The organism is Mycobacterium asiaticum (assembly GCF_001673315.1).
In the GTDB taxonomy this organism is placed as follows: domain Bacteria; phylum Actinomycetota; class Actinomycetes; order Mycobacteriales; family Mycobacteriaceae; genus Mycobacterium; species Mycobacterium asiaticum_B.
The window spans coordinates 42,271-61,460 of sequence record NZ_LZLQ01000111.1 but is presented as its reverse complement, the minus strand read 5'-3'; the positions used below and the strand labels follow the sequence as shown (position 1 = coordinate 61,460).

Annotated in this window: 19 protein-coding genes; 11 read left to right on the top strand and 8 right to left on the bottom strand. The window is 64.9% G+C overall.

The annotated features are described in order from the left end of the window. Window positions 1-24 precede the first annotated feature (24 nt). Entirely contained in the window at window positions 25-843 is an 819-nt protein-coding gene (locus A5636_RS17215; RefSeq protein WP_065159893.1) for a crotonase/enoyl-CoA hydratase family protein, read from the top strand. Window positions 844-989: 146 nt separating this feature from the next. On the opposite strand, the gene A5636_RS17210 is transcribed toward A5636_RS17215, so the two are convergent. Then, complete coding sequence (locus A5636_RS17210) at window positions 990-2,231, bottom strand: cytochrome P450 (RefSeq protein WP_065159846.1); 1,242 nt, start codon at window positions 2,229-2,231, stop codon at window positions 990-992. A gap of 45 nt (window positions 2,232-2,276) precedes the next feature. On the opposite strand from A5636_RS17210, the gene A5636_RS17205 reads away from it, so the two are divergent. Continuing rightward, entirely contained in the window at window positions 2,277-2,987 is a 711-nt protein-coding gene (locus tag A5636_RS17205; protein ID WP_065159845.1) for an acetoacetate decarboxylase family protein, read from the top strand. A gap of 54 nt (window positions 2,988-3,041) precedes the next feature. Here the strand turns inward: A5636_RS17205 and A5636_RS17200 are convergent, their stop codons facing one another. Continuing rightward, window positions 3,042-4,073: an LLM class F420-dependent oxidoreductase gene (locus A5636_RS17200; RefSeq protein ID WP_065159844.1), complete on the bottom strand. Its 1,032-nt coding sequence runs from the start codon at window positions 4,071-4,073 to the stop codon at window positions 3,042-3,044. Window positions 4,074-4,153: 80 nt separating this feature from the next. Here A5636_RS17200 and A5636_RS17195 point away from each other — a divergent pair, with 80 nt between their 5' ends. From A5636_RS17195 to A5636_RS17175, 5 genes are read left to right on the top strand one after another with little or no spacing between them, the layout of a single operon-like run. Next, on the top strand, window positions 4,154-5,146 hold the full coding sequence (locus A5636_RS17195; RefSeq protein ID WP_065159843.1) for a Zn-ribbon domain-containing OB-fold protein: 993 nt from the start codon (window positions 4,154-4,156) through the stop codon (window positions 5,144-5,146). A gap of 14 nt (window positions 5,147-5,160) precedes the next feature. Beyond that, complete coding sequence (locus A5636_RS17190; protein WP_065159842.1) at window positions 5,161-6,222, top strand: thiolase domain-containing protein; 1,062 nt, start codon at window positions 5,161-5,163, stop codon at window positions 6,220-6,222. Continuing rightward, window positions 6,222-7,403 (top strand): thiolase domain-containing protein, encoded by a 1,182-nt coding sequence (locus tag A5636_RS17185; protein ID WP_065159841.1) that lies wholly within the window; start codon window positions 6,222-6,224, stop codon window positions 7,401-7,403. Before A5636_RS17190 ends, A5636_RS17185 begins: the two co-directional genes overlap by 1 nt. Beyond that, window positions 7,400-8,287, top strand: coding sequence for a TIGR03619 family F420-dependent LLM class oxidoreductase (locus A5636_RS17180; RefSeq protein ID WP_172827260.1), 888 nt, complete (start codon window positions 7,400-7,402; stop codon window positions 8,285-8,287). The genes A5636_RS17185 and A5636_RS17180 overlap by 4 nt, the downstream gene beginning before the upstream one ends. Next, window positions 8,287-8,697: a nuclear transport factor 2 family protein gene (locus tag A5636_RS17175; protein WP_065159839.1), complete on the top strand. Its 411-nt coding sequence runs from the start codon at window positions 8,287-8,289 to the stop codon at window positions 8,695-8,697. Before A5636_RS17180 ends, A5636_RS17175 begins: the two co-directional genes overlap by 1 nt. 177 nt (window positions 8,698-8,874) lie before the next feature. On the opposite strand, the gene A5636_RS17170 is transcribed toward A5636_RS17175, so the two are convergent. Next, on the bottom strand, window positions 8,875-9,432 hold the full coding sequence (locus A5636_RS17170) for a gamma carbonic anhydrase family protein (protein WP_065159892.1): 558 nt from the start codon (window positions 9,430-9,432) through the stop codon (window positions 8,875-8,877). A gap of 124 nt (window positions 9,433-9,556) precedes the next feature. Here A5636_RS17170 and A5636_RS17165 point away from each other — a divergent pair, with 124 nt between their 5' ends. Both A5636_RS17165 and A5636_RS17160 read left to right on the top strand, forming a co-directional pair. Then, a complete protein-coding gene (locus tag A5636_RS17165; RefSeq protein WP_065159838.1) occupies window positions 9,557-10,723 on the top strand; it encodes a Rieske 2Fe-2S domain-containing protein in 1,167 nt (388 codons plus the stop codon). 11 nt (window positions 10,724-10,734) lie between these two features. Then, window positions 10,735-11,196 (top strand): hypothetical protein, encoded by a 462-nt coding sequence (locus A5636_RS17160; protein WP_065159837.1) that lies wholly within the window; start codon window positions 10,735-10,737, stop codon window positions 11,194-11,196. A 56-nt stretch (window positions 11,197-11,252) separates the two neighbouring features. Here the strand turns inward: A5636_RS17160 and A5636_RS17155 are convergent, their stop codons facing one another. The 4 genes from A5636_RS17155 to A5636_RS17140 all read right to left on the bottom strand — a co-directional run bounded on the left by A5636_RS17155 (window position 11,253) and on the right by A5636_RS17140 (window position 14,691). Continuing rightward, complete coding sequence (locus tag A5636_RS17155; protein ID WP_155763861.1) at window positions 11,253-12,395, bottom strand: sulfotransferase family protein; 1,143 nt, start codon at window positions 12,393-12,395, stop codon at window positions 11,253-11,255. Beyond that, window positions 12,395-13,177 (bottom strand): SDR family oxidoreductase, encoded by a 783-nt coding sequence (locus A5636_RS17150; RefSeq protein WP_065159835.1) that lies wholly within the window; start codon window positions 13,175-13,177, stop codon window positions 12,395-12,397. The genes A5636_RS17155 and A5636_RS17150 overlap by 1 nt, the downstream gene beginning before the upstream one ends. Continuing rightward, window positions 13,174-14,313, bottom strand: coding sequence for a hypothetical protein (locus A5636_RS17145; protein WP_065159834.1), 1,140 nt, complete (start codon window positions 14,311-14,313; stop codon window positions 13,174-13,176). The genes A5636_RS17150 and A5636_RS17145 overlap by 4 nt, the downstream gene beginning before the upstream one ends. Before the next feature lie 90 nt (window positions 14,314-14,403). Beyond that, window positions 14,404-14,691: a hypothetical protein gene (locus A5636_RS17140; protein ID WP_065159833.1), complete on the bottom strand. Its 288-nt coding sequence runs from the start codon at window positions 14,689-14,691 to the stop codon at window positions 14,404-14,406. A 112-nt stretch (window positions 14,692-14,803) separates the two neighbouring features. Here A5636_RS17140 and A5636_RS27400 point away from each other — a divergent pair, with 112 nt between their 5' ends. After that, window positions 14,804-15,442, top strand: a complete 639-nt coding sequence (locus tag A5636_RS27400; RefSeq protein WP_253900622.1) for a hypothetical protein — start codon at window positions 14,804-14,806, stop codon at window positions 15,440-15,442. Window positions 15,443-16,147: 705 nt separating this feature from the next. Here the strand turns inward: A5636_RS27400 and A5636_RS26615 are convergent. Continuing rightward, window positions 16,148-18,157, bottom strand: coding sequence for a hypothetical protein (locus A5636_RS26615; protein WP_065159832.1), 2,010 nt, complete (start codon window positions 18,155-18,157; stop codon window positions 16,148-16,150). Window positions 18,158-18,268: 111 nt separating this feature from the next. On the opposite strand from A5636_RS26615, the gene A5636_RS17125 reads away from it, so the two are divergent. After that, window positions 18,269-19,177: a DUF7065 domain-containing protein gene (locus A5636_RS17125; protein WP_216638846.1), complete on the top strand. Its 909-nt coding sequence runs from the start codon at window positions 18,269-18,271 to the stop codon at window positions 19,175-19,177. Window positions 19,178-19,190 lie beyond the last annotated feature (13 nt).

The window sequence follows — 19,190 nt, the reverse complement described above, 5'->3', positions numbered from 1 at the left end:
CCTGTCGAGAAAGAGGCGGTAGCCGTGGCGGAGTCGCCAGCAAACGAATCGGGGCCCTCAGAAGCCGACGCGCTGGTCGAGCAGCGCGGTCACACCCTCATCGTGACGATGAACCGACCACACGCTCGTAACGCTCTGAGCACCGAAATGATGCAGATCATGGTCGAGGCTTGGGACCGCGTCGACAACGACGACGACATCCGGTGCTGCATTCTCACCGGCGCCGGTGGCTACTTCTGCGCTGGCATGGACCTCAAAACCGCGACCAAGAAACCACCGGGTGACTCTTTCAAAGACGGCAGCTACGACCCCTCACGCATCGATGCTCTGCTCAAAGGCCGTCGACTGACGAAACCCCTCATCGCCGCCGTCGAGGGACCGGCCATCGCAGGTGGCACCGAGATACTGCAGGGCACGGACATCCGCGTCGCCGGCGAGAGCGCTAAATTCGGCGTCTCGGAGGCGAAATGGAGCCTGTACCCGATGGGTGGGTCGGCGGTACGACTGGTGCGGCAGATCCCCTACACCGTGGCGTGCGACGTGCTGCTCACCGGACGGCACATCACCGCCGCCGAGGCCAAGGAGATGGGCCTGATCGGGCACGTCGTCCCGGACGGCCAGGCGCTGACCAAGGCGCTGGAGCTCGCCGAAATCATCGAGAACAACGGGCCGCTCGCCGTTCAGGCGATCCTGCGGACGATCCGCGAGACCGAGGGCATGCACGAAAACGAGGCCTTCAAGATCGACACGCAGATCGGCATTCAGGTGTTCCTGTCCGAGGACGCCAAAGAGGGGCCGCGCGCGTTCGCCGAGAAGCGCAAGCCGCAGTTCAAGAACCGTTAGCCGGTAGGCACCCTCGGCTAGCCGGTGGACACCCTCTGCTAGCCGGTGGACACCCTCCGCTAGCCGGTGGACACCCTCCGCGAACGGAACCTGGCTGCGAAAATCCGCAAGAAAGTTCGCAGTGTCGTTCCACTCGCGGCCAGCGACTAAGAGTTGACCTTCGCTGTCGGGGTGAAGACCACCGGCATCGACTCCAGGCCGGAGACGAAGTTGGCCGGCCGCAGCGGCAGCGCCGACTCGTCGGCAAGACGTAGGTCCGGCAACCGCTTCAACACCCGCGACGTCATCAGCGACAACTCCAAGCGCGCCAGCTGATTACCCATGCAGAAATGGGTTCCGAATCCAAATGCCACGTGGCTGTTCGGGTTTCGTCGAATATCGAAATTCTCCGGTTGATCGAACACCGTCTCGTCGAAGTTCGCCGACTCGAACAGCAGCATGATCTTCTCGCCCGCGGTCAACTGCGTGCCGTGGAACTCGGTGTCCGCGGTGAGCGTCCGGCACATGTTCTTCACCGGCGAGGTCCAGCGCAGCATCTCCTCGATCGCGCCGGGCAGTAGCGCGGCATCGTCCACCAAATCCGACCATTGGTCGCGATGCCGCAGCAGCTGCTCGGTTCCCCCGCTGAGGGTGTGCCGGGTGGTCTCGTCGCCACCGATCAAGATAAGCAATGTCTCCATGACGATCTCGTCGTCGGACATCCGCTGACCCTCGACCTCGGCGTTGATCAGGATCGAGTACAGATCGTCGGTCGGCTCGGCACGGCGCTTGCCGATCAGGTCCATAGTGAACGCGGTGTACGCGGCGAACGCGTCCATCACCGTCTGAAATTCCGCCGACGTCGGGTCGATGTGAGAACTCAACCCGCACACCAGATCGTCCGACCACTTCAGCAGCATGCCCCGCTCTTCGGGCAGCACCCCGAGCATGTCACCGATCACCGCCATCGGTAGCGGGGCGGCGATGTCGCGGACGAAGTCGCATTCGCCGCGTTCACACACCGCGTCGATCAGCGTGTCGCACAATTCGCCGATCGAGGCTTCCTTGTCCTTGACTCGCTTGCGGGTGAACCCGGCGTTGACCAGCTTGCGCCGCACCAGATGTGCGGGGTCGTCCATGTCGATCATGTACGGCATGCCCGGCTGATCGGGACGGATACCGCCGGTGCTGGAGAACAGCTCGGGATTGCGTTCGGCGTCCAGGATCGCCTGATACGTTGTCGCACCGGCCAATCCGTTGCGGTCCCGAAACACCGGTTGATTGGCGCGCATCCAGCGGTACGCTTCGCGCGCCGCGACGCCGTCGGCATAGAAGTTGCCGTCCGCCAGGTCGATGTCGACGATCCCGGGCGGGGCGGGAGGGAAAGTCTCGCCAACGAGTTCAGTCATCTACAGCCTCCACTTGTTTACCTCGAGCCCATTACAGTAAGCCCCATGTCTGTCTCGCAACACACCATCGCCGGAACCGTGCTGACCATGCCGGTGGTCATCCGCAAAGCCGACCAACACTCCGCCATGTTCTCGGTGGACGCCAAAGCGGCGCAGCGCCTGATCGATTACAGCGGCCTGGAAATCTTCGAATACCTGCCCGGCCGGGCGATCCTGTTGCAGCTGTTGGTCCGCTACATCGACGGCGACCTGGGCAAATACCACGAGTACGGCACCGCGTTCATGGTCAACAAGCCGGGCACCCACACCAGCGGAGTCCGGGCGATGGCCAGCGCGGCCACCCTCATCCACCATCTGCCGGTCGACCAGGAATTCACCCTGGAGGCCGGACGGACGATCTGGGGCTATCCAAAGATCATGGCGGACTTCAATGTTCGCGAAGGCCGCAAATTCGCGTTCGACGTCAGCGCCGACGGCCAGCTGATCACCGGTATCGAATTCGGTCGCGGGCTGCCGCACCCGGCGCCGGGTCCGCAGACCCTGACGACGTACTCGCATCTGGACGGAGTCACCCGGGAAACCTCGTCGGAAATGACCACCACAGGCGCGCGGACCCGACTCGGAGGCGCCCGCATCCGCCTCGGCGACCATCCCTACGCCAAGGAACTGGCAACGCTGGGCCTGCCCAAGCGCGCCCTGATGACGCAGTCCGCGACCAATGTGGAGATGTCCTTCGGCGACGCACGCGCCCTCTGAACCCATCCCCATCCGGTCAATCTAGAACGCGTTCTATTCCTACGGCAATACCCCTCAGGTCAGCGCCGCCAGGTCGCGGACCTGCTCAACGCTGCGAGCGCCCACCACCATCATGGTCACCCCAGACGCTTCCCAGGCCACGATTTGCTTACGGACGTAGTCCAGATCCCCGACGATCATCGCGTCATCGACCAACTCGTCGGGGATGACTTTCGCGGCCTCGTCCTTGCGGTTGGACCGGAACAGCTTGGTGACGTCGTCGACCACCTCGGAGTAACCCATCCGCCGGTAGACGTCGGCGTGGAAGTTGGTGTCCTCGGCGCCCATGCCGCCCATGTAGAGCGCCAGGTATGGCTTGACCGCGGCGAATGTTCCGGCCCGGTCTTCGGTGACCACGACCTGCGCGGTCGCGCAGATCTCGAAGTCCTCGCGGGTGCGCCGAGCGCCGGGTCGGGAGAATCCCTCGTCCAGCCATTCGTTGTAGGTGTCGGCCATTCGCGGCGAGTAGAAGATCGGCAGCCAGCCATCACAGATTTCGGCGGCCAACGCGACATTCTTGGGGCCCTCGGCGCCCAGCATGATCGGGATGTCAGCGCGCAACGGATGGGTGATGGGCTTGAGAGGCTTGCCCAAACCGGTTGTGCCCTCGCCGGTCAACGGCAACGGATAGTGCGGTCCGGCGCTGGTCACCGCCTCTTTGCGGGCCCAGACCTGACGCACGATGTCGACGTATTCGCGGGTGCGCGCCAACGGCTTGGGGAAGCGCTGCCCGTACCAGCCCTCGACCACCTGCGGCCCGGACACGCCGAGGCCAAGAATGTGCCGGCCGCCGCTGAGGTGGTCCAGCGTCAGCGCCGCCATCGCGCACGCCGTCGGGGTGCGCGCGGACAGCTGCACCACGGAAGTGCCCAGCCGCACCCGCTGCGTCGCCGAACCCCACCAGGCCAACGGCGTGTAGGCGTCCGAACCCCACGCCTCTGCCGTGAACACGGCATCGAAGCCGGCCTCTTCGGCTGCGGCGACGAGCTCCGCGTGGTTCTGCGGCGGCTGAGCACCCCAATAGCCCAATTGCAGTCCGAGCTTCATAGCCTGCCTCCTAAAGCTTCAAAAACGTGTACAAGAAGGTGTAGTTGAAACCATTCTTAGAACCTGTTCTACTCGAAGGCGTGACAGCCAGCTCGAGCGGCCCGGCCCTGATCGATCACCCTGAGCCGCCTCTCTCCGCACCGTTAACGTTGTCCTTCGACTACACCCGTTCGGTGGGTCCCACGCTAGGGAAGTTCTTCACCGCACTGCGTGAGCGCCGCATTCTGGGGGCGCGCGGCTCCGATGGGCGGGTCCATGTGCCGCCGCCGGAGTACGACCCCGTCACCTACGAGCCGCTGGGCGAGATGGTACCGGTATCCAGCGTCGGCACGGTGGTGTCCTGGACCTGGCAGCCCGACCCGCTCGGCGGCGAGCCGCTGGACCGGCCGTTCGCCTGGGCGCTGATCAAACTCGACGGGGCGGACACCCCTTTGCTGCACGCAGTGGATGCCGGCGCGGCGGACGCCATCAAGTCCGGCGACCGGGTGCACGTGCACTGGGCCGACGAGACCGTGGGGGCGATCACCGACATCGCCTATTTCGTGCCGGGTGACGAGGAAGAGCCGGTCGAGCCGGCTTCCAATGACCAGGACCCGGTGACCATGATCGTCACACCGGTCTCGCTGACGATTCAGCACACCGCCTCTCACGAAGAGAGCGCCTACCTGCGAGCGATCGCCGAGGGCCGGTTGATCGGGGCAAAGACCGGTGAGAACGGCAAGGTGTACTTCCCGCCTCACGGTGCGGACCCGGCCACCGGACAACCGACCACCGAGATCGTCGAGCTGCCAGACAAAGGCACGGTGACGACGTTCGCGATCATCAACATCCCGTTCCAGGGTCAGCGCATCAAACCGCCCTACGTGGCCGCCTACGTGTTGCTGGACGGCGCCGATATTCCGTTCCTGCACTTGGTCGCCGACGTCGACGCGCATGAGGTGCGAATGGGGATGAAGGTCGAGGCGGTGTGGAAACCCCGTGAGGAGTGGGGATTCGGCATCGACAACATCGAGTACTTCCGGCCCACCGGTGAACCGGATGCCGACTACGACACCTACAAGCACCACCTGTAAAGGCCTACCTACCAATGAGCGAACGCAATGTAGCGGTCGTCGGCTTTGCCCACGCGCCGCATGTCCGCCGTACCGACGGCACCACCAATGGCGTCGAAATGCTGATTCCGTGCTTCGCCCAGCTCTACGAGGAGTTGGGCATCAAGCGGACCGATATCGGATTCTGGTGCTCGGGATCCTCGGATTACCTTGCCGGGCGCGCATTCTCGTTCATCTCGGCGATCGACTCGATCGGTGCCGTGCCGCCGATCAACGAGTCGCACGTCGAGATGGATGCGGCCTGGGCCCTCTATGAGGCCTACATCAAGATCCTCACCGGCGAGGTCGACACCGCGCTGGTGTATGGCTTCGGCAAGTCGTCGGCAGGGATCCTGCGTCAGATTCTGTCTCGGCAGACCGACCCGTACACCGTCGCGCCGCTGTGGCCGGATTCGGTATCGCTGGCGGGACTGCAGGCGCGCATCGGTCTGGATTCCGGCAAGTGGACTCCCGAACAGATGGCACAGGTCGCGCTGGACTCGTTCGCACAGGCCGAGCGAAACGATTCGGAGAAGCCGGCCAAGAGCATCGACGAACTGCTGGCCCGCCCGTTCTTCAACGACCCGTTACGACGCCACGACATCGCACCGATCACCGACGGTGCCGGCGCGATCGTGCTGGCCGCCGACGACCGTGCGCGCGAGCTTCGCGAAAACCCCGCGTGGATAACGGGAATCGAGCACCGCATCGATACCCCGGTGCTGGGAGCGCGCGACCTCACCGTGTCGCCGTCGACCGCCGCCTCGGCCAACGCGGCCACCGGCGGTGACACCAGTATCGAGGTCGCGGAGATTCACGCGCCGTTCACCCACCAGCACCTGATCCTCGCCGAGGCAATCGGATTGACCGACAAGACGAAGGTCAATCCCTCCGGCGGCGCGCTGGCGGCCAATCCGATGTTCGTCGCCGGCCTGGAGCGGATCGGTCTGGCGGCCCAACACATCTGGAACGGCTCGGCACAGCGGGTGTTGGCACACGCCACCAGCGGGCCTGCGCTGCAACAGAATCTGGTCGCCGTCCTGGAAGGAAAGAACTGATGGCAGGCGCAGGGGCCAACCTGGCCGCGGTACTGGGCACCGGGCAGACCAAGTACGTCGCCAAGCGCAAGGACGTCTCGATGAACGGCCTGGTGCGCGAGGCGATTGACCGGGCACTGGAAGACTCCGGTTCGACCTTCGACGACATCGACGCCATCGTGGTGGGCAAGGCACCCGACTTCTTCGAGGGCGTCATGATGCCGGAGTTGTTCATGGCCGACGCCATGGGAGCCACCGGAAAGCCGCTGATCCGGGTGCACACCGCCGGATCGGTTGGTGGATCCACCGGGGTGGTCGCGGCCAGCCTGGTCCAATCCGGTAAGTACCGCCGGGTGCTGGCGATGGCCTGGGAGAAGCAGTCGGAGTCGAATGCCATGTGGGCGTTGTCGATTCCCATCCCCTTCATCAAACCGGTCGGCGCCGGTGCGGGCGGGTACTTCGCGCCGCACGTGCGGTCCTACATCCGCCGCTCAGGTGCGCCGACGCATATCGGGGCGATGGTGGCCGTCAAGGACCGCCTCAACGGCGCCCGTAATCCCCTGGCCCACCTGCACCAGCCCGACGTCACCGTCGAGAAGGTGATGGAGTCCCCGATGTTGTGGGACCCGATCCGCTTCGACGAGACCTGTCCGTCGTCCGACGGCGCCTGCGCCGTGGTGATCGGCAACGAGGAGATCGCCGATTCCCGTCTGTCCGAGGGGTATCCGGTGGCATGGATTCACGCCACCGCACTGCGCACCGAGCCGCTGCAGTTCTCGGGCCGCGACCAGGTCAACCCCCAGGCCAGCCGGGACGCGGCCGCCGCACTGTGGAAGGCCGCCGGGATCACCAGCCCCATTGACGAGATCGACGCCGCGGAAATCTATGTGCCGTTCTCCTGGTTCGAACCAATGTGGCTGGAAAGCCTCGGATTTGCCCCCGAGGGCGAGGGCTGGAAACTCACCGAAGCCGGTGAAACCGCCATCGGCGGCAGGTTGCCGGTCAACCCCTCGGGCGGCGTTTTGTCCTCGAACCCGATCGGCGCGTCGGGTCTCATCCGTTTCGCAGAAGCCGCTATCCAGGTGATGGACAAGGGCGGTGACCACCAGGTTCCCAACGTGCGAAAAGCATTGGGCCACGCCTACGGTGGGGGTTCGCAGTACTACTCGATGTGGGTGGTCGGCAAGGATAAGCCGGAATGAGCCGGATGAAATACACCCTCAGTATCGCGATGGGGCAGATCGACCAGTTGACCGAGCTGGCCAAGACGGCGGAGGAGGTCGGTTTCGACTCGATCGCCTTGCCGGACTCGATCTTCTATTTCGAGAAGCAGTCGGTCGACTATCCCTACACCGCTGATGGCAAGCGGATGTTCGACGAGAACACCCCTTGGGTAGATCCGTTGATCTTGGCGGGCGCGATGGGGGCGGTCACTTCACGACTGCGGTTCTACACCAACGTTATGAAACTCGGTTCCCGGAACCCACTGCTGTTGGCCCGCCAGGTCGGCTCGGTAGCCAACCTGACCAACAACCGCTTCGGCTTCGGCGTCGGTATCGGTTGGGCACCAGAAGAATTCGAGTGGTGTGGCGTGCCGTTCAAACGCCGCGGCAAGCGTGTCGACGAGATGATCGACGTGATCAAGCTGGTGCTGGCCGGTGGAATGGTCGAATTCCACGGCGAGTTCTACGATTTCGACCGCCTGCAGATGAGTCCGGCGCCCAGCCAGCCGGTCCCGTTCTACGTCGGTGGCCACACCGACGTAGCACTCAAGCGGGCAGTCCGCATCGGCGACGGCTGGACCAGCGCGATGATGACCCATGCGCAGCTGGACGAGACCATCGGCAAGATCAAAGCTCTGCTGGCCGAAAATGGGCGTGCGGATGACTCATTCGAGTACCAGGCCGTCTGCATCGACAAGTTCGGCGTGGACGGGCACCGCGAACTTGCCGAGATCGGGGTCACCGACTACATCACCATCCCGTGGATCTTCGACGGCCTGGGATTCGACGCGCCGTTGGACAAGAAGCAGGATTCGATGAAGCGCTTCGCCGAGACGTACATCCACTCCGGTTGGCAGGACTAGTGAGTCACCCAGCTCACGAGGCCGGCCGACGCTCCCGTGAGGCGGTCACGGCGCGCGATAAGGAAGCGTGGCTGGCGGTGTTCGCCGACGACGCAATTGTCGAAGACCCGATCGGCCCTTCGGTTTTCGATCCCGAAGGCAAGGGACATCGGGGACGGGATGCGATTTCGGCGTTCTGGGACAAGGCGATTGCGCCCACCGAAAAGATCGAGTTCGTTTTCCGCGACACTTACCAGTGCGGCAACGAAGAGGCCAACGTCGGGCACATCTTGATCACCGCCGGCGGGTACCGGGTCACCGCGGACGGCGTGTTCACCTACAAGGCCAACGACGACGGTCAACTGGTGGCGCTGCGCGCCTACTGGGAGATGGACCGGGCGGCCGCCAGCACCGAGAAGATCGAACCTTAACTACCCGCTTCGACCGGCCCGCCCTGCGCCGAGCGTGAAGCTAGCTTCACGTAGCGCGCCGAGCGTGAAGCTAGCTTCACGCTCGCGAACCTGAACCTGCGTCACGCTCGCGAACCTGAACCTGCGTCACGCTCGCGAACCTGAACCTGCGTCACGGTCGCGAGCCTCAAGCTGCTTTCACTCTGGCGAACCTGGTTCGACCGCCGGCCACTCGACCTGCTCGACCCCGACCAGGTGGCGCTGGGCCAGATCACGATAGGCCTGCGGGTTGACGTTGACCCACATCTCGGCGCCGGTCCCCTCGATCGGCCCCTTCACCTTCGCCGGCGCGCCGGTTACCAGCATTCCGGGCGGGATTTGGGTGCCGCCCGTCACCAGCGCACCTGCCGCCACCATGCAGCGGGCACCGATCACTGCGCCGTCCAGCACTGTGGCGTGGTTGGCGATCAGCGCCTCTTTGCCCACGTGCGCCCCGTGGATGCAGCACAGGTGCGCCACGGTGGCGCCCGGACCGATGTCGACGGGAATGCCCGGCGGCGCGTGCAATACCGAGCCGTCCTGCACGTTCGCGCCCTCTCTGATCACCACCGGCGCGTAGTCGCCGCGGAGGACGGCGTTGTACCAGATAGATGCGCCTGCTTCGACGGTGACGTCGCCGATCAGGGTGGCGGTCGGCGCCACGAAGGCGGTGGGATCGACTTTTGGCGAGCGACCCTCGAAGGAGTACAGCGGCATCAAATAGATATACCGCAATGCGCATACGCCCCAGCTAACACGGCCAGACCTCCGTCGTTGCGGACCCCCGTCCCAAAACTGTAACGTGTTCTAATTAGCAGCCCGCAATCCGGAGGTGACCAGGGTGAGTACCGACACAAGTGGCGTCGGTGTCCGGGAGATCGACCCCGGCGCCTTGCCGACCAGGTATGCCCGAGGCTGGCATTGCCTGGGCGTTGCAAAGGACTTTCTCGACGGCAAGCCGCACGCCGTCAACGCGTTCGGCACCAAGTTGGTGGTGTTCGCCGACTCACACGGTGACATCAAGATCCTCGACGGTTACTGCCGCCACATGGGCGGCGACCTGTCCGAGGGCACCATCAAGGGCGACGAGATCGCTTGCCCGTTCCACGACTGGCGCTGGGGCGGTGACGGCCGCTGCAAGCTGGTCCCGTACGCCAAGCGCACGCCGAAGACGGCTCGTACCCGCGCATGGACGACGGACGTGCGCAGTGGCCTACTGTTCGTCTGGCACGACCACGAGGGCAACCCGCCCGACCCCGCGGTGCGCATCCCAGAACTCGCCGAAGCCGACAGCGACGAGTGGACCGAGTGGCGGTGGAACAGCATCCTCATCGAAGGATCCAACTGCCGCGACATCATCGACAACGTCACCGACATGGCGCACTTCTTCTACATCCATTTCGGGTTGCCCACCTTCTTCAAGAACGTCTTCGAAGGTCACATCGCTTCGCAGTACCTGCACAACGTCGGCCGGCCAGACGTCAACGACCTGGGCACGTCCTACGGTGAGGCGCACCTGGATTCCGAGGCCTCATACTTCGGACCGTCGTTCATGATCAACTGGCTGCACAACAAATACGGCGACTACAAGGCCGAGTCGATCCTGATCAACTGCCACTATCCGGTCACGCAGAATTCTTTCGTGCTGCAGTGGGGTGTCATCGTCGAAAAGCCCAAGGGCATGGACGAGAAGATGACCGACAAGCTGTCCCGGGTATTCACCGACGGGGTCAGCAAGGGCTTCCTGCAGGACGTGGAGATCTGGAAGCACAAGACCAGGATCGACAACCCGTTGCTCGTCGAGGAGGACGGCGCTGTCTACCAGTTGCGTCGCTGGTATCAGCAGTTCTACGTCGACGTGGCCGACATCCAGCCAGAGATGGTGGAGCGCTTCGAAATCGAGGTCGACACCACCCGCGCCAACGAGTTTTGGAACAAAGAGGTCGCCGACAATCTGAAGGCACGCGATGCCGAAGAACCTGTTTCGGACGAAGTGCCCGCGCAGTAGCGCTGATCGCCATGACTGACGATCAACCGGCCGTTCCCGACGTCGACCGGCTGGCGCGGTCGATGCTGCTGCTGCACGGAGACCATGATCACGATCACGACCACGACCACGACGGGTCGCCCTCAGGGCACACCGGCTCCGGGACATGGTCCAAGTCAAGGAATTTCGGCAACGACCCCGAGCGGGCCGCCGAAGTGGCCGAAGCCAGCCGAGCCGACCGGGAGCGCTACCTGAGGGCAGGCCTGCAACCGGTGGACTGCCGTTTCTGCCACGTCACGGTATCGGTGCGACGACTCGGGCCGGGTCACACTGCGGTGCAATGGAACACCGACGCTGCCCAGCGCTGTGCCCACTTCGCCGAAGTGCGTGCCGCAGGAGGCGATACCGCGCGCACCAAGAACTGTCCCCGACTATCCGACAGCATCGAGCACGCGGTGGCCGAGGGAGTTCTCGAGCACAACGCCGACGACTGAACGAGCCGGTCTAGGCTGTCCTGCGTCTGTCCACCCACCCGCCGCGCCCAGGGCCGTTACAGCCCGGCAAACCGCTCCTTGACCGCCTCGGCCGTCAGCCCATAATCGGCGAGCGAATACTTGTGCTTAGGTGCCCTGGGTCCGGTCTGACTCTCGGCGTGGCTGTCCTCCATGGCTTTTCGAGCCTCGTCGGTCAGCGTCAGCCCGAAATGGCGGTACACCTCGGCGACCGTGCCCAGCGGATCGGCGATCAGTTGCTTGTAGTCGACATCGCAGAACTGGGCCGGATCGTATTCGGCCCGAGCGGCGTTGAACCGCTCCAGGCCCCGCGACCAGGTTTCCATTGCGTCGGAGCCGATCCGGGCGCCGTGGAACGCCGTCGACCACTCCTGGGCCGTGTGCTGGGCCAGTGAGCACATCGAGGCCATGATCGTCTCCACCGGCCGGTGGGTCTGGATCACCAGCGCGTCGGGATAGGTCGCCATCAACGCGTCCAGCGCGAACAGATGACTGGGGTTCTTAAGCACCCATCGCTTGTCGGCGTCATTGAGCCCGATGAGTTGCAGGTTGCGGCGATGCCGCTGGTACGAGGGGGTCCAGTCTTGCTGGGACAACCAGCGTGCATAACTGGGTATGTGCGCCAACGTCTCATAGGACACCGAATGCAGCGACTGTCGCAGTAGCTGCCAGCACTCCTCCAGCTCGTAGGCGGCCATGAAATGCAGTCCGGTGTAGTCCGGGTTCTCTTCGTGGTGCTGGGTGAACTGCGCGTCCAATTGGCGGTACCACGGATTGGAATCCCAGGTGTCGCGGGGCGGACGCGGCTGCGGAAATTCGGCCAGCCACAAGTGCAGACCCTGATGGGCCGGGTCGGCACCCAGCAGTCGGTGCAACGCGGTGGTGCCGGTGCGCGGCAGGCCGGTCACGAAGATCGGTCGCTCGATCGTGACGTCGGCATGCGCCGGATACTGCTTCCACGCGGACTGCGACAACAGCCGGGCCACCAGCGCGCCACGCAGGAAGAATCGATTCATCTTGCTGCCCAGCACCGTAAGGCCGGCCTCATGCCGGTACGAGTCGAGCAGCACGCCCAGCGCTTCGCGGTAGTTGTCGTCATCGGGCCCGAAATCGTCCAGCCCGGTCAGCTTGGTCGCTGACGCATGTAGGTCGTCGACGGTGCCGACGTCAGTTCGCTCCATCAGCTGTGGTACTCCCCGCAGTTGACGTCCAGTGTCTGCCCGGTGATACCGCTGGACAGATCACTCGCCATAAACAGGATGGCTGATGCCACCTCGTCCTCGGTCGGAAGCCGCTTGAGGTCGGAGTTGGCCGCCGTGGCCTGGTAGATCTGTTCGGCGGTGGTGCCGTACTTGCCGGCCTGGTGATTGAAGTAACCCTGCAATGTGTCGCCCCAGATATAGCCGGGCGCAACAGAATTGACGCGTATACCCTGCTCGCCGAGCTCGGTGGCCAACGATTGCGACATGGCCAGCAACGCGGATTTGGCCATTTTGTAGGCCCCGTACTTGGCCTGCGAGTGACGGATCACCATGGAGTTGACGTTGACGACGGAGCCCTTGGCTTCCGCCAACGCCGGTGTGAATCCCTGGATCAGTCGCAGGGCCCCGAGCGCACTGAGTTCGATCGCATCGCGGATGTGCTGAAAGGTGGTGCCGGCCAACGGCTTCATCGACGGCACCCGAAACGCGTTGTTGACCAGTACATCCGCTTTACCGTATGCGTCCAGAGTGGCCTCGACGAGGGCATTCACCTGATCGTCGTCGGTGATATCGGTCCGTACCGCCACCGCTTTGCGGCCCAGGTCGACGACCTGCTTGGCGACATCGTCGAGACGGTCCACGCTGCGAGCCGCCAGCACCAGATCGGCCCCTTCGAGCGCGCAACGGCGTGCCAGCGTGGTGCCCAGCCCCGGGCCGACACCACTGATCACCACCGCCTTGCCGTCCAGCATTCCGGTCATCCCAGCATCCTCGCCGCAATTTGCTGTTGGCGCACCGCAATTCGCGCTCGCCAGTCGTCCTCGGAGATCTTGTTGTGCTCGTAGTACGGCAGGGCGGCCGGTACGGCGTCGACATCGACCAATTCCACGGTGGGCCCGTCGGCCTCGGTCAACTCCCGCGACACCCGCTGCCACCGGAACTGCAAGAATCCTCTGCGATGTGCCAGCGTCTCCACCCAGTTGGTCACGCCCGGATTCTGGTCACTGACCACGATGCGCACCTTGCCATCCGGATCCGCTTGTGCCTGAGTGTTATTCAGCGACGTCTGATGGTTGATGTAATCCAGCGAGATGTACCACAAGCTACCCAACTGGAAGCCCAAGTAGGGGGCGTCGCTCACCGGAACCGTGATCACCAGGGCCTGATCGGGCCGCAACTCGAAGTGGCCGACCGAGGAGTACTGAGTGGCCAAGCCCCCCGGGGTCAGGCGTGGCGGCACCATGGTGTTGACCGGGATGTCCAGATAGAACCACTGCGGGAACTGCAACCAGGTCTTGACCCGGTTCACCAGCTGCTTCCCTGCAGTCGCGTAACGCTTTTCGATCAATTGGCGGGTCAGCGGCGGTGGTGCGGTGCCCGCGGTGTCGAGTCGCTCGATGGTCAATGTGCCCCGCCGGGCGCTCCAGTCGGCGTAAACCTCGCGGATCACCAGCTGCCCCGGACTGGTCGGCCGCACCCGCCACTCGAAGCTGCCGTCGGGCGCGATGTCGAGTTCGCGGTCGTCGAAGGCGGCCTGGCTGGCGGGCACGTTGTCGTCGGTGTACTCGCCGCCGAGTAGCTGGAAGCTCAGATCGGTCGTGGTGCCGCGCACCCCGCGGATCACGTAGTCGTGCTCGGCGTGCACACGGGTGCCGAAGTAGAGGGTGTCGGGGTTGTCCAGGCCCATCTTGGTGAACGGCCCGGTTCCGGACTGCAGAAAGGGGTGGTCACGCTCGTAGTCGAAAGCCAGATGCATACAGCCGGCGACGCAGCCGGCCAGGTATTGCAGCCCTTCGAGCAGATCGGCTTCGGTCTCGATGAAGGGGGCGGCAGCGACGAGTTCCTCGGCTTCCGCGATAGCTGAAATCAATGGGTTTGAGAACGCGGGGGCAGACACGGCTCTGACGCTAGAACGTGTTCCTATTTTGAGTCAACCGCGAACATTTTCCCGTGTCGCGGCGGCGCTTGCAGACGAAGCCCGATCACCTCAAGAGGTGCACTGATTGGCCAGCGTCACCAGCGCCTGCCGAACGTCCGGGTGCCGGTTGAGGTAGTCGACCAGATTGGTTCCCGAACCCGACGCCTGGGATCTGGCGGTGATTTCCGCCTTGACGTCCGGATGCCGGTCCAGGTAGCCCTGGACTTGCTCGGAGGCCGTCTGGCCGAAGGTGGTGTTGCACTGCTGGGGATCGGCGTTGGCCGCCGGCATCGCGATCATTGCCGACGCGATCGCACTCAACAGACCGCCGGCCATCAGAGCCTTGATTACGGTCATCGGATCGCTCCTTCACACAGGTGTGGCACTGCTGTTTCGAGGTTACGCGCGTCGCCGCAGGACGCGCGAGGGCTGGACGCGTCCTGGCCGGCAGGGGTTAACCTGGATATTCATGAGCACTCGCGGTGGGGAGTTCGATCCGGCTCGGCGCACGGGTAGTGGATTTCCGCCGGCACCACACACCGACCGGTTTTCCCGCGAAACGCGACCACCCGCCGCGCCACCCCCGGACTTCCATCCGGCGGCCCGGCAGCGTCAGCGCCCTTCCCGGATGACCGTGGGCGTGATCGTCGCCGTCGTGTTGGCCACCGTGGCGCTGGTGCTCTCTTTGGTCTCCTTGCTGACCCAGCCGGACCCAGCGCCCAGCGCCCCGAAGCCACCGCCGGTAGCCGACGCAGATAAAGCGCTGTGTCAGGCGATCGGACCGCTGATGAAAGAGAACGACGACCGCAGCAACGCGTTCTTGGCGACCGGCGAGGCGGGTTCACCGGAACGCGACGCCGCTTTGCCTAAGTTCGTCGCCGATACCCAGGACTGGGCGCGACGTACGCAGCAAGCCCTGGATGCGCACGCAACCCCGCCGCGGTTGTCCACCCGCGCACTGCAGCGCTACATCGACGACATGCAATTGTTCGTCGCGAGTGTCCGCCCCGGTCCCGGGACGCAATACGACGAGGCTGCCTGGACGGACAGCATCGTGGCCTACGGCGGCACCTTGGCCACCTGCCAACAGCTCGGTATCGGCTGGTAACCCTTCAGGGTCAGTACGGCTGCAGCGGAACCCAGATCCCGTAGAGCCAGAAGCCCCAGCCCTGGTAGTACGGATCCCACGCCGGCAGCACCGAGTACCCCAGGTAATTCAGGTTGGGTGCCACCCAGCCCGCCCGCGGCGGCCATGGCCCCCAGCCCCCGTACGGAGCCAATGAGGCTCTGAGCGGAGCGGCCCAACCCCGCGGCGGTGCAGGCGGAGGTCCCCAACCCCACGGCGCACGGCCTAATCCCCATGGCGGAGGACCACCGTGCCACGGGGGCGGAAGAAGGTGCAGCCCCGGCCTCCGGAATGCCACATTCCACAGCAGATCTCCGAGCGGCGCGCCGGGTCCCCGGAAGGCGCCGCGGTAGTGCCAGGCCGGCCCACCCCGCCAACCGAAGCGCCAGTTCAGGTTTGCGCCGGGCCCAAACGGTCCTCGCAGATTGATGCCCAGGTCGCCACGAGGACCCCACCACCGCGCGAAAGGCGGCGCCCCCAGACCACGGAAGGCGGCGCGGAAGTTGCCGGGCGGGGTGCCTTTCAGATGGAATCCGCCACGGTAATCGGCGCGGGGCCCGCCTAGACCGCGGAACGGCCCGCGGAAGTCGACTGCCGGTGCACCGCTACCGCGGAATACTCCACGAACGTTGGTCCCCGGGCCACGCAGATTCCCGTTGACGCCGGCCTTGGGTCCACCTGATGCACCTAGGCCGCCACGCAGTTCGGTAGCCGAAGGCCTGGGGCCATGTCCTTGCGGTCCGGTCCCGCCGGGACCACCACGTTGACCCGGTGACGTCGCCGGTCCGCCACCACCCGGACCGCCACCACCGTGCGGCGCAGGACCACCACCGCCGCCAGCTTGGGGCGCAGGTCCGCCACCGTGCCCACCGCCGCCACCTTGGCCGCCGCCCTGTCCACCGCCTTGGCCGCCGCCACCCTGGCCACCGCCGTGCGGCGCAGGACCACCGCCACCGCCGCCGCCCTGGCCGCCACCGCCTTGGCCGCCGCCATGCGGCGCGGGACCGCCGCCGCCACCGCCGCCATGAGGCGCGGGACCACCGCCACCGCCACCACCATGAGGCGCGGGACCACCGCCGCCACCGCCGTGACCGCCGCCGCCTCCGCCACCGCCGTCACCGGCAACGCAATCAGCCCGGCGATCGCCGCGGCGCCCGCAGCCGTGGCAACCTTGCCGGCTGCCGAGAGGCTGAAGTCCGAACTGACCTCCGGTTCGGCAGGATTCTGCGCCGGCCGCACCCCGACCGTCCGCGGGAGCTCGCCGAACCACTCGTTGACCTGTTTGACTTCGGCTTCATAGTCCTGGTCGGTCAGCTCCCCCGCGCGTTTCTTGTCGCCGGCCTCGCGCAGCCTCTGCTCAAGACTCTCGATTGTCTTCAAGTTGACGCGTCGGGTCTCTACCTCCTTCGGATCACGTGGGATGTCGTCCAGACCCATCTCGTAGACCACCTTGAAGTTGGCCTTGAAATCGTAGAGTTTCGTTTCCGCGCTCACGGCACCGTCGACCACCAGCCGGCCATCTTTTGTCCGCGGCAGAATGTCGGCCTCGATCGCGTCGAGGCTACGTTCTGCGCCGCCGATGTTGATGGTCTTCGGTTCCTTCAGCAGACAGGGCACGTCGGCGTCGAAGTCGCTTTCGTCAAGACCGAAAGTGTTCATCACCGTATCCCGGACCTGACGCAGGACGCTCCACCCGGTGACCGCCAATCCCGTTCTCTCATGGGGATTCTCAGCGAGAATCGAAAGCGGGAGCTCCTCGCCGGCGGGCAGTTCGCGCAGTGTCTGCACCTGGACGACCAGCGATTCGTGGGTGACATCGCCTACGTCCCAACGCTGCACGATCGCGTCGAGTGCCTTGAATGTGATGTCGTCCTGAGCTTGTGGATCGACATCGACGGGCGAGGGCAGCAGGCTCTCGATGCCGTTGTCGCCCTTCTCGGCGAGTTGCGGCCGGACCGCATCGGCGATCTGCGCGGCCAGCGAATCGAGCACCCTGATCCTGGCCTCGTCGTCTGAAATGGACGGGTGCTGCAGCTTCTCCATATTGACCAGCAGCTCTCCCGCGATGCTATGGGTGATCCAGTACGCCTCGGCGTAGTCGAGTTCCCAGGTGATCCGCGGGTCCTGCCCGGCGATGACGGTCACACCGTCGGCACGGCGTTCGATGTGATCGCCGAAGAGCCGCGGGCCGTATTCGTCGGGCAGCGCACTGGCCAACAGCACGGGAGCGTCCTGGGCGGTGAAGTTCAGCGCGATCGTCTGCTTGCCCGGCTCGGTTTCGTGCGGCTCGAGTTGCTCGTGGACGGTCAGCCGCCCGAACACCGGAATCTCGTTGTACGGGATATCCCGGCCCTCACCGGCACGCGGACCGTCGGGGATGGTGACGGTCATCGGCGGCAGTTCCACCAGCGGGATGCACGTCACCGAATCGATAACGATCTTGGAGTCGAAGATCACCAGGTCGATGGCGAAATGTCGTAGCGGATCGCGTGATTCGCCGTCCACTTCCTCCTGCCAGAGCCGATCATGCGAATCGAAGATGAACCACACGCGGTCCAGCGTCAGGTCGATGGTGGCGGTCGCCGAATAGCCGGTGCCGTCGACAGACTCGGTGCGCTTCTCGCCGCCGAACATTTCGACCGTCTGATCCTGGACACGTTCGCGATGGATTTCGATCATCGTGTCGGGACGCTGCATGTGCATACTCCTCGGCGGTCGCAAGCTGGCTTGCGGATGCTGTACCCATAATCGGTCTCGAGTCAATCCCGCGGCCTTGTCCGGTCACGTCCGCGGGTGTTGACTCACATCGTGACCTGGGATGCCACCGCACACGACGGCGCATTCCACGCCGCCACCGATGACCCCGACTGGGCCGAGAGCAGTTGCTTCGCCGTCTCGGTGCCCGAACGTGGCATCAACGGATTCGTCTACTTCTTCCACGACGCACGCTGCGGTATCTCCGGCGGCGGCCCAGCCCTGTGGGACCCGAGCGGTGAGCATCCCCACGATTGCCTGTTCTATGACTGGCGCTGGCGCCAGCCTCCAACGGGCGCAATCGATTTCACTGACTTCACGTTGCCGAACAGCTTGCGTCACCACGTCGTCGAACCCAGCCGGCGACACCTGCTCGAGTACTCCGGGCTCGGCCTGCAGCTGGCCCTGGAGTGGACGGCGTTGATGCCACCACACCCGCTGGGGCCCGCCGACGCCGCGTCCGGCCACTTCGACCAACCCGGAAGAATGACCGGGAAGCTCAGCCTGGAGGGCGAACACTTCGACGTCGACTGCTGCTCGATGCGGGATCGGACGTGGGGACCGCACCGAGCGGGGGCAATCCGGTCCGGTGACTATCTGTGGGCGATCGCGTCGGAAGACGATCACTGGCACGCCCTGACGATGGAAAGCCGTACCCCCGGCGTGGACAAGGTCGTCGGCGGATACCTGGTCGCCGATGGCCGGATGGGGGAACTGGTCAGCGGTGAACGACGGGTCGGCGCTCGCCGCGACGGCGCGCCCGCACAGGTCGTTGTCCAGGCGACTGACGAGCACGGGAGAACGCTGCACGCCGACGGCGAGGTGCGGACCGTGCTGCGCTGGTTGGGCTGGCCGGGACGGCTGACGTACTGGACGCTGACCGACTGGCATTGGGATGGTGTCCGCGGGTGGGGGGAGAATCAGGAGTTTCACGCTCGGGAACGCGCTCGGCACCTCGGTTGAGAGCGGATCCCTG

What these genes read in the sequence shown, in the direction of transcription:
- A5636_RS17210 (WP_065159846.1), bottom strand. Translation starts at nt 2,231, where the DNA reads ATGACTGAACTCGTTGGCGAGACTTTCCCTCCCGCCCCGCCCGGGATC.
- A5636_RS17205 (WP_065159845.1), top strand. Translation starts at nt 2,277, where the DNA reads ATGTCTGTCTCGCAACACACCATCGCCGGAACCGTGCTGACCATGCCG.
- A5636_RS17200 (WP_065159844.1), bottom strand. Translation starts at nt 4,073, where the DNA reads ATGAAGCTCGGACTGCAATTGGGCTATTGGGGTGCTCAGCCGCCGCAG.
- A5636_RS17190 (WP_065159842.1), top strand. Translation starts at nt 5,161, where the DNA reads ATGAGCGAACGCAATGTAGCGGTCGTCGGCTTTGCCCACGCGCCGCAT.
- A5636_RS17185 (WP_065159841.1), top strand. Translation starts at nt 6,222, where the DNA reads ATGGCAGGCGCAGGGGCCAACCTGGCCGCGGTACTGGGCACCGGGCAG.
- A5636_RS17180 (WP_172827260.1), top strand. Translation starts at nt 7,400, where the DNA reads ATGAGCCGGATGAAATACACCCTCAGTATCGCGATGGGGCAGATCGAC.
- A5636_RS17170 (WP_065159892.1), bottom strand. Translation starts at nt 9,432, where the DNA reads ATGCCGCTGTACTCCTTCGAGGGTCGCTCGCCAAAAGTCGATCCCACC.
- A5636_RS17160 (WP_065159837.1), top strand. Translation starts at nt 10,735, where the DNA reads ATGACTGACGATCAACCGGCCGTTCCCGACGTCGACCGGCTGGCGCGG.
- A5636_RS17155 (WP_155763861.1), bottom strand. Translation starts at nt 12,395, where the DNA reads ATGGAGCGAACTGACGTCGGCACCGTCGACGACCTACATGCGTCAGCG.
- A5636_RS17150 (WP_065159835.1), bottom strand. Translation starts at nt 13,177, where the DNA reads ATGACCGGAATGCTGGACGGCAAGGCGGTGGTGATCAGTGGTGTCGGC.
- A5636_RS17140 (WP_065159833.1), bottom strand. Translation starts at nt 14,691, where the DNA reads ATGACCGTAATCAAGGCTCTGATGGCCGGCGGTCTGTTGAGTGCGATC.
- A5636_RS27400 (WP_253900622.1), top strand. Translation starts at nt 14,804, where the DNA reads ATGAGCACTCGCGGTGGGGAGTTCGATCCGGCTCGGCGCACGGGTAGT.
- A5636_RS26615 (WP_065159832.1), bottom strand. Translation starts at nt 18,157, where the DNA reads ATGCAGCGTCCCGACACGATGATCGAAATCCATCGCGAACGTGTCCAG.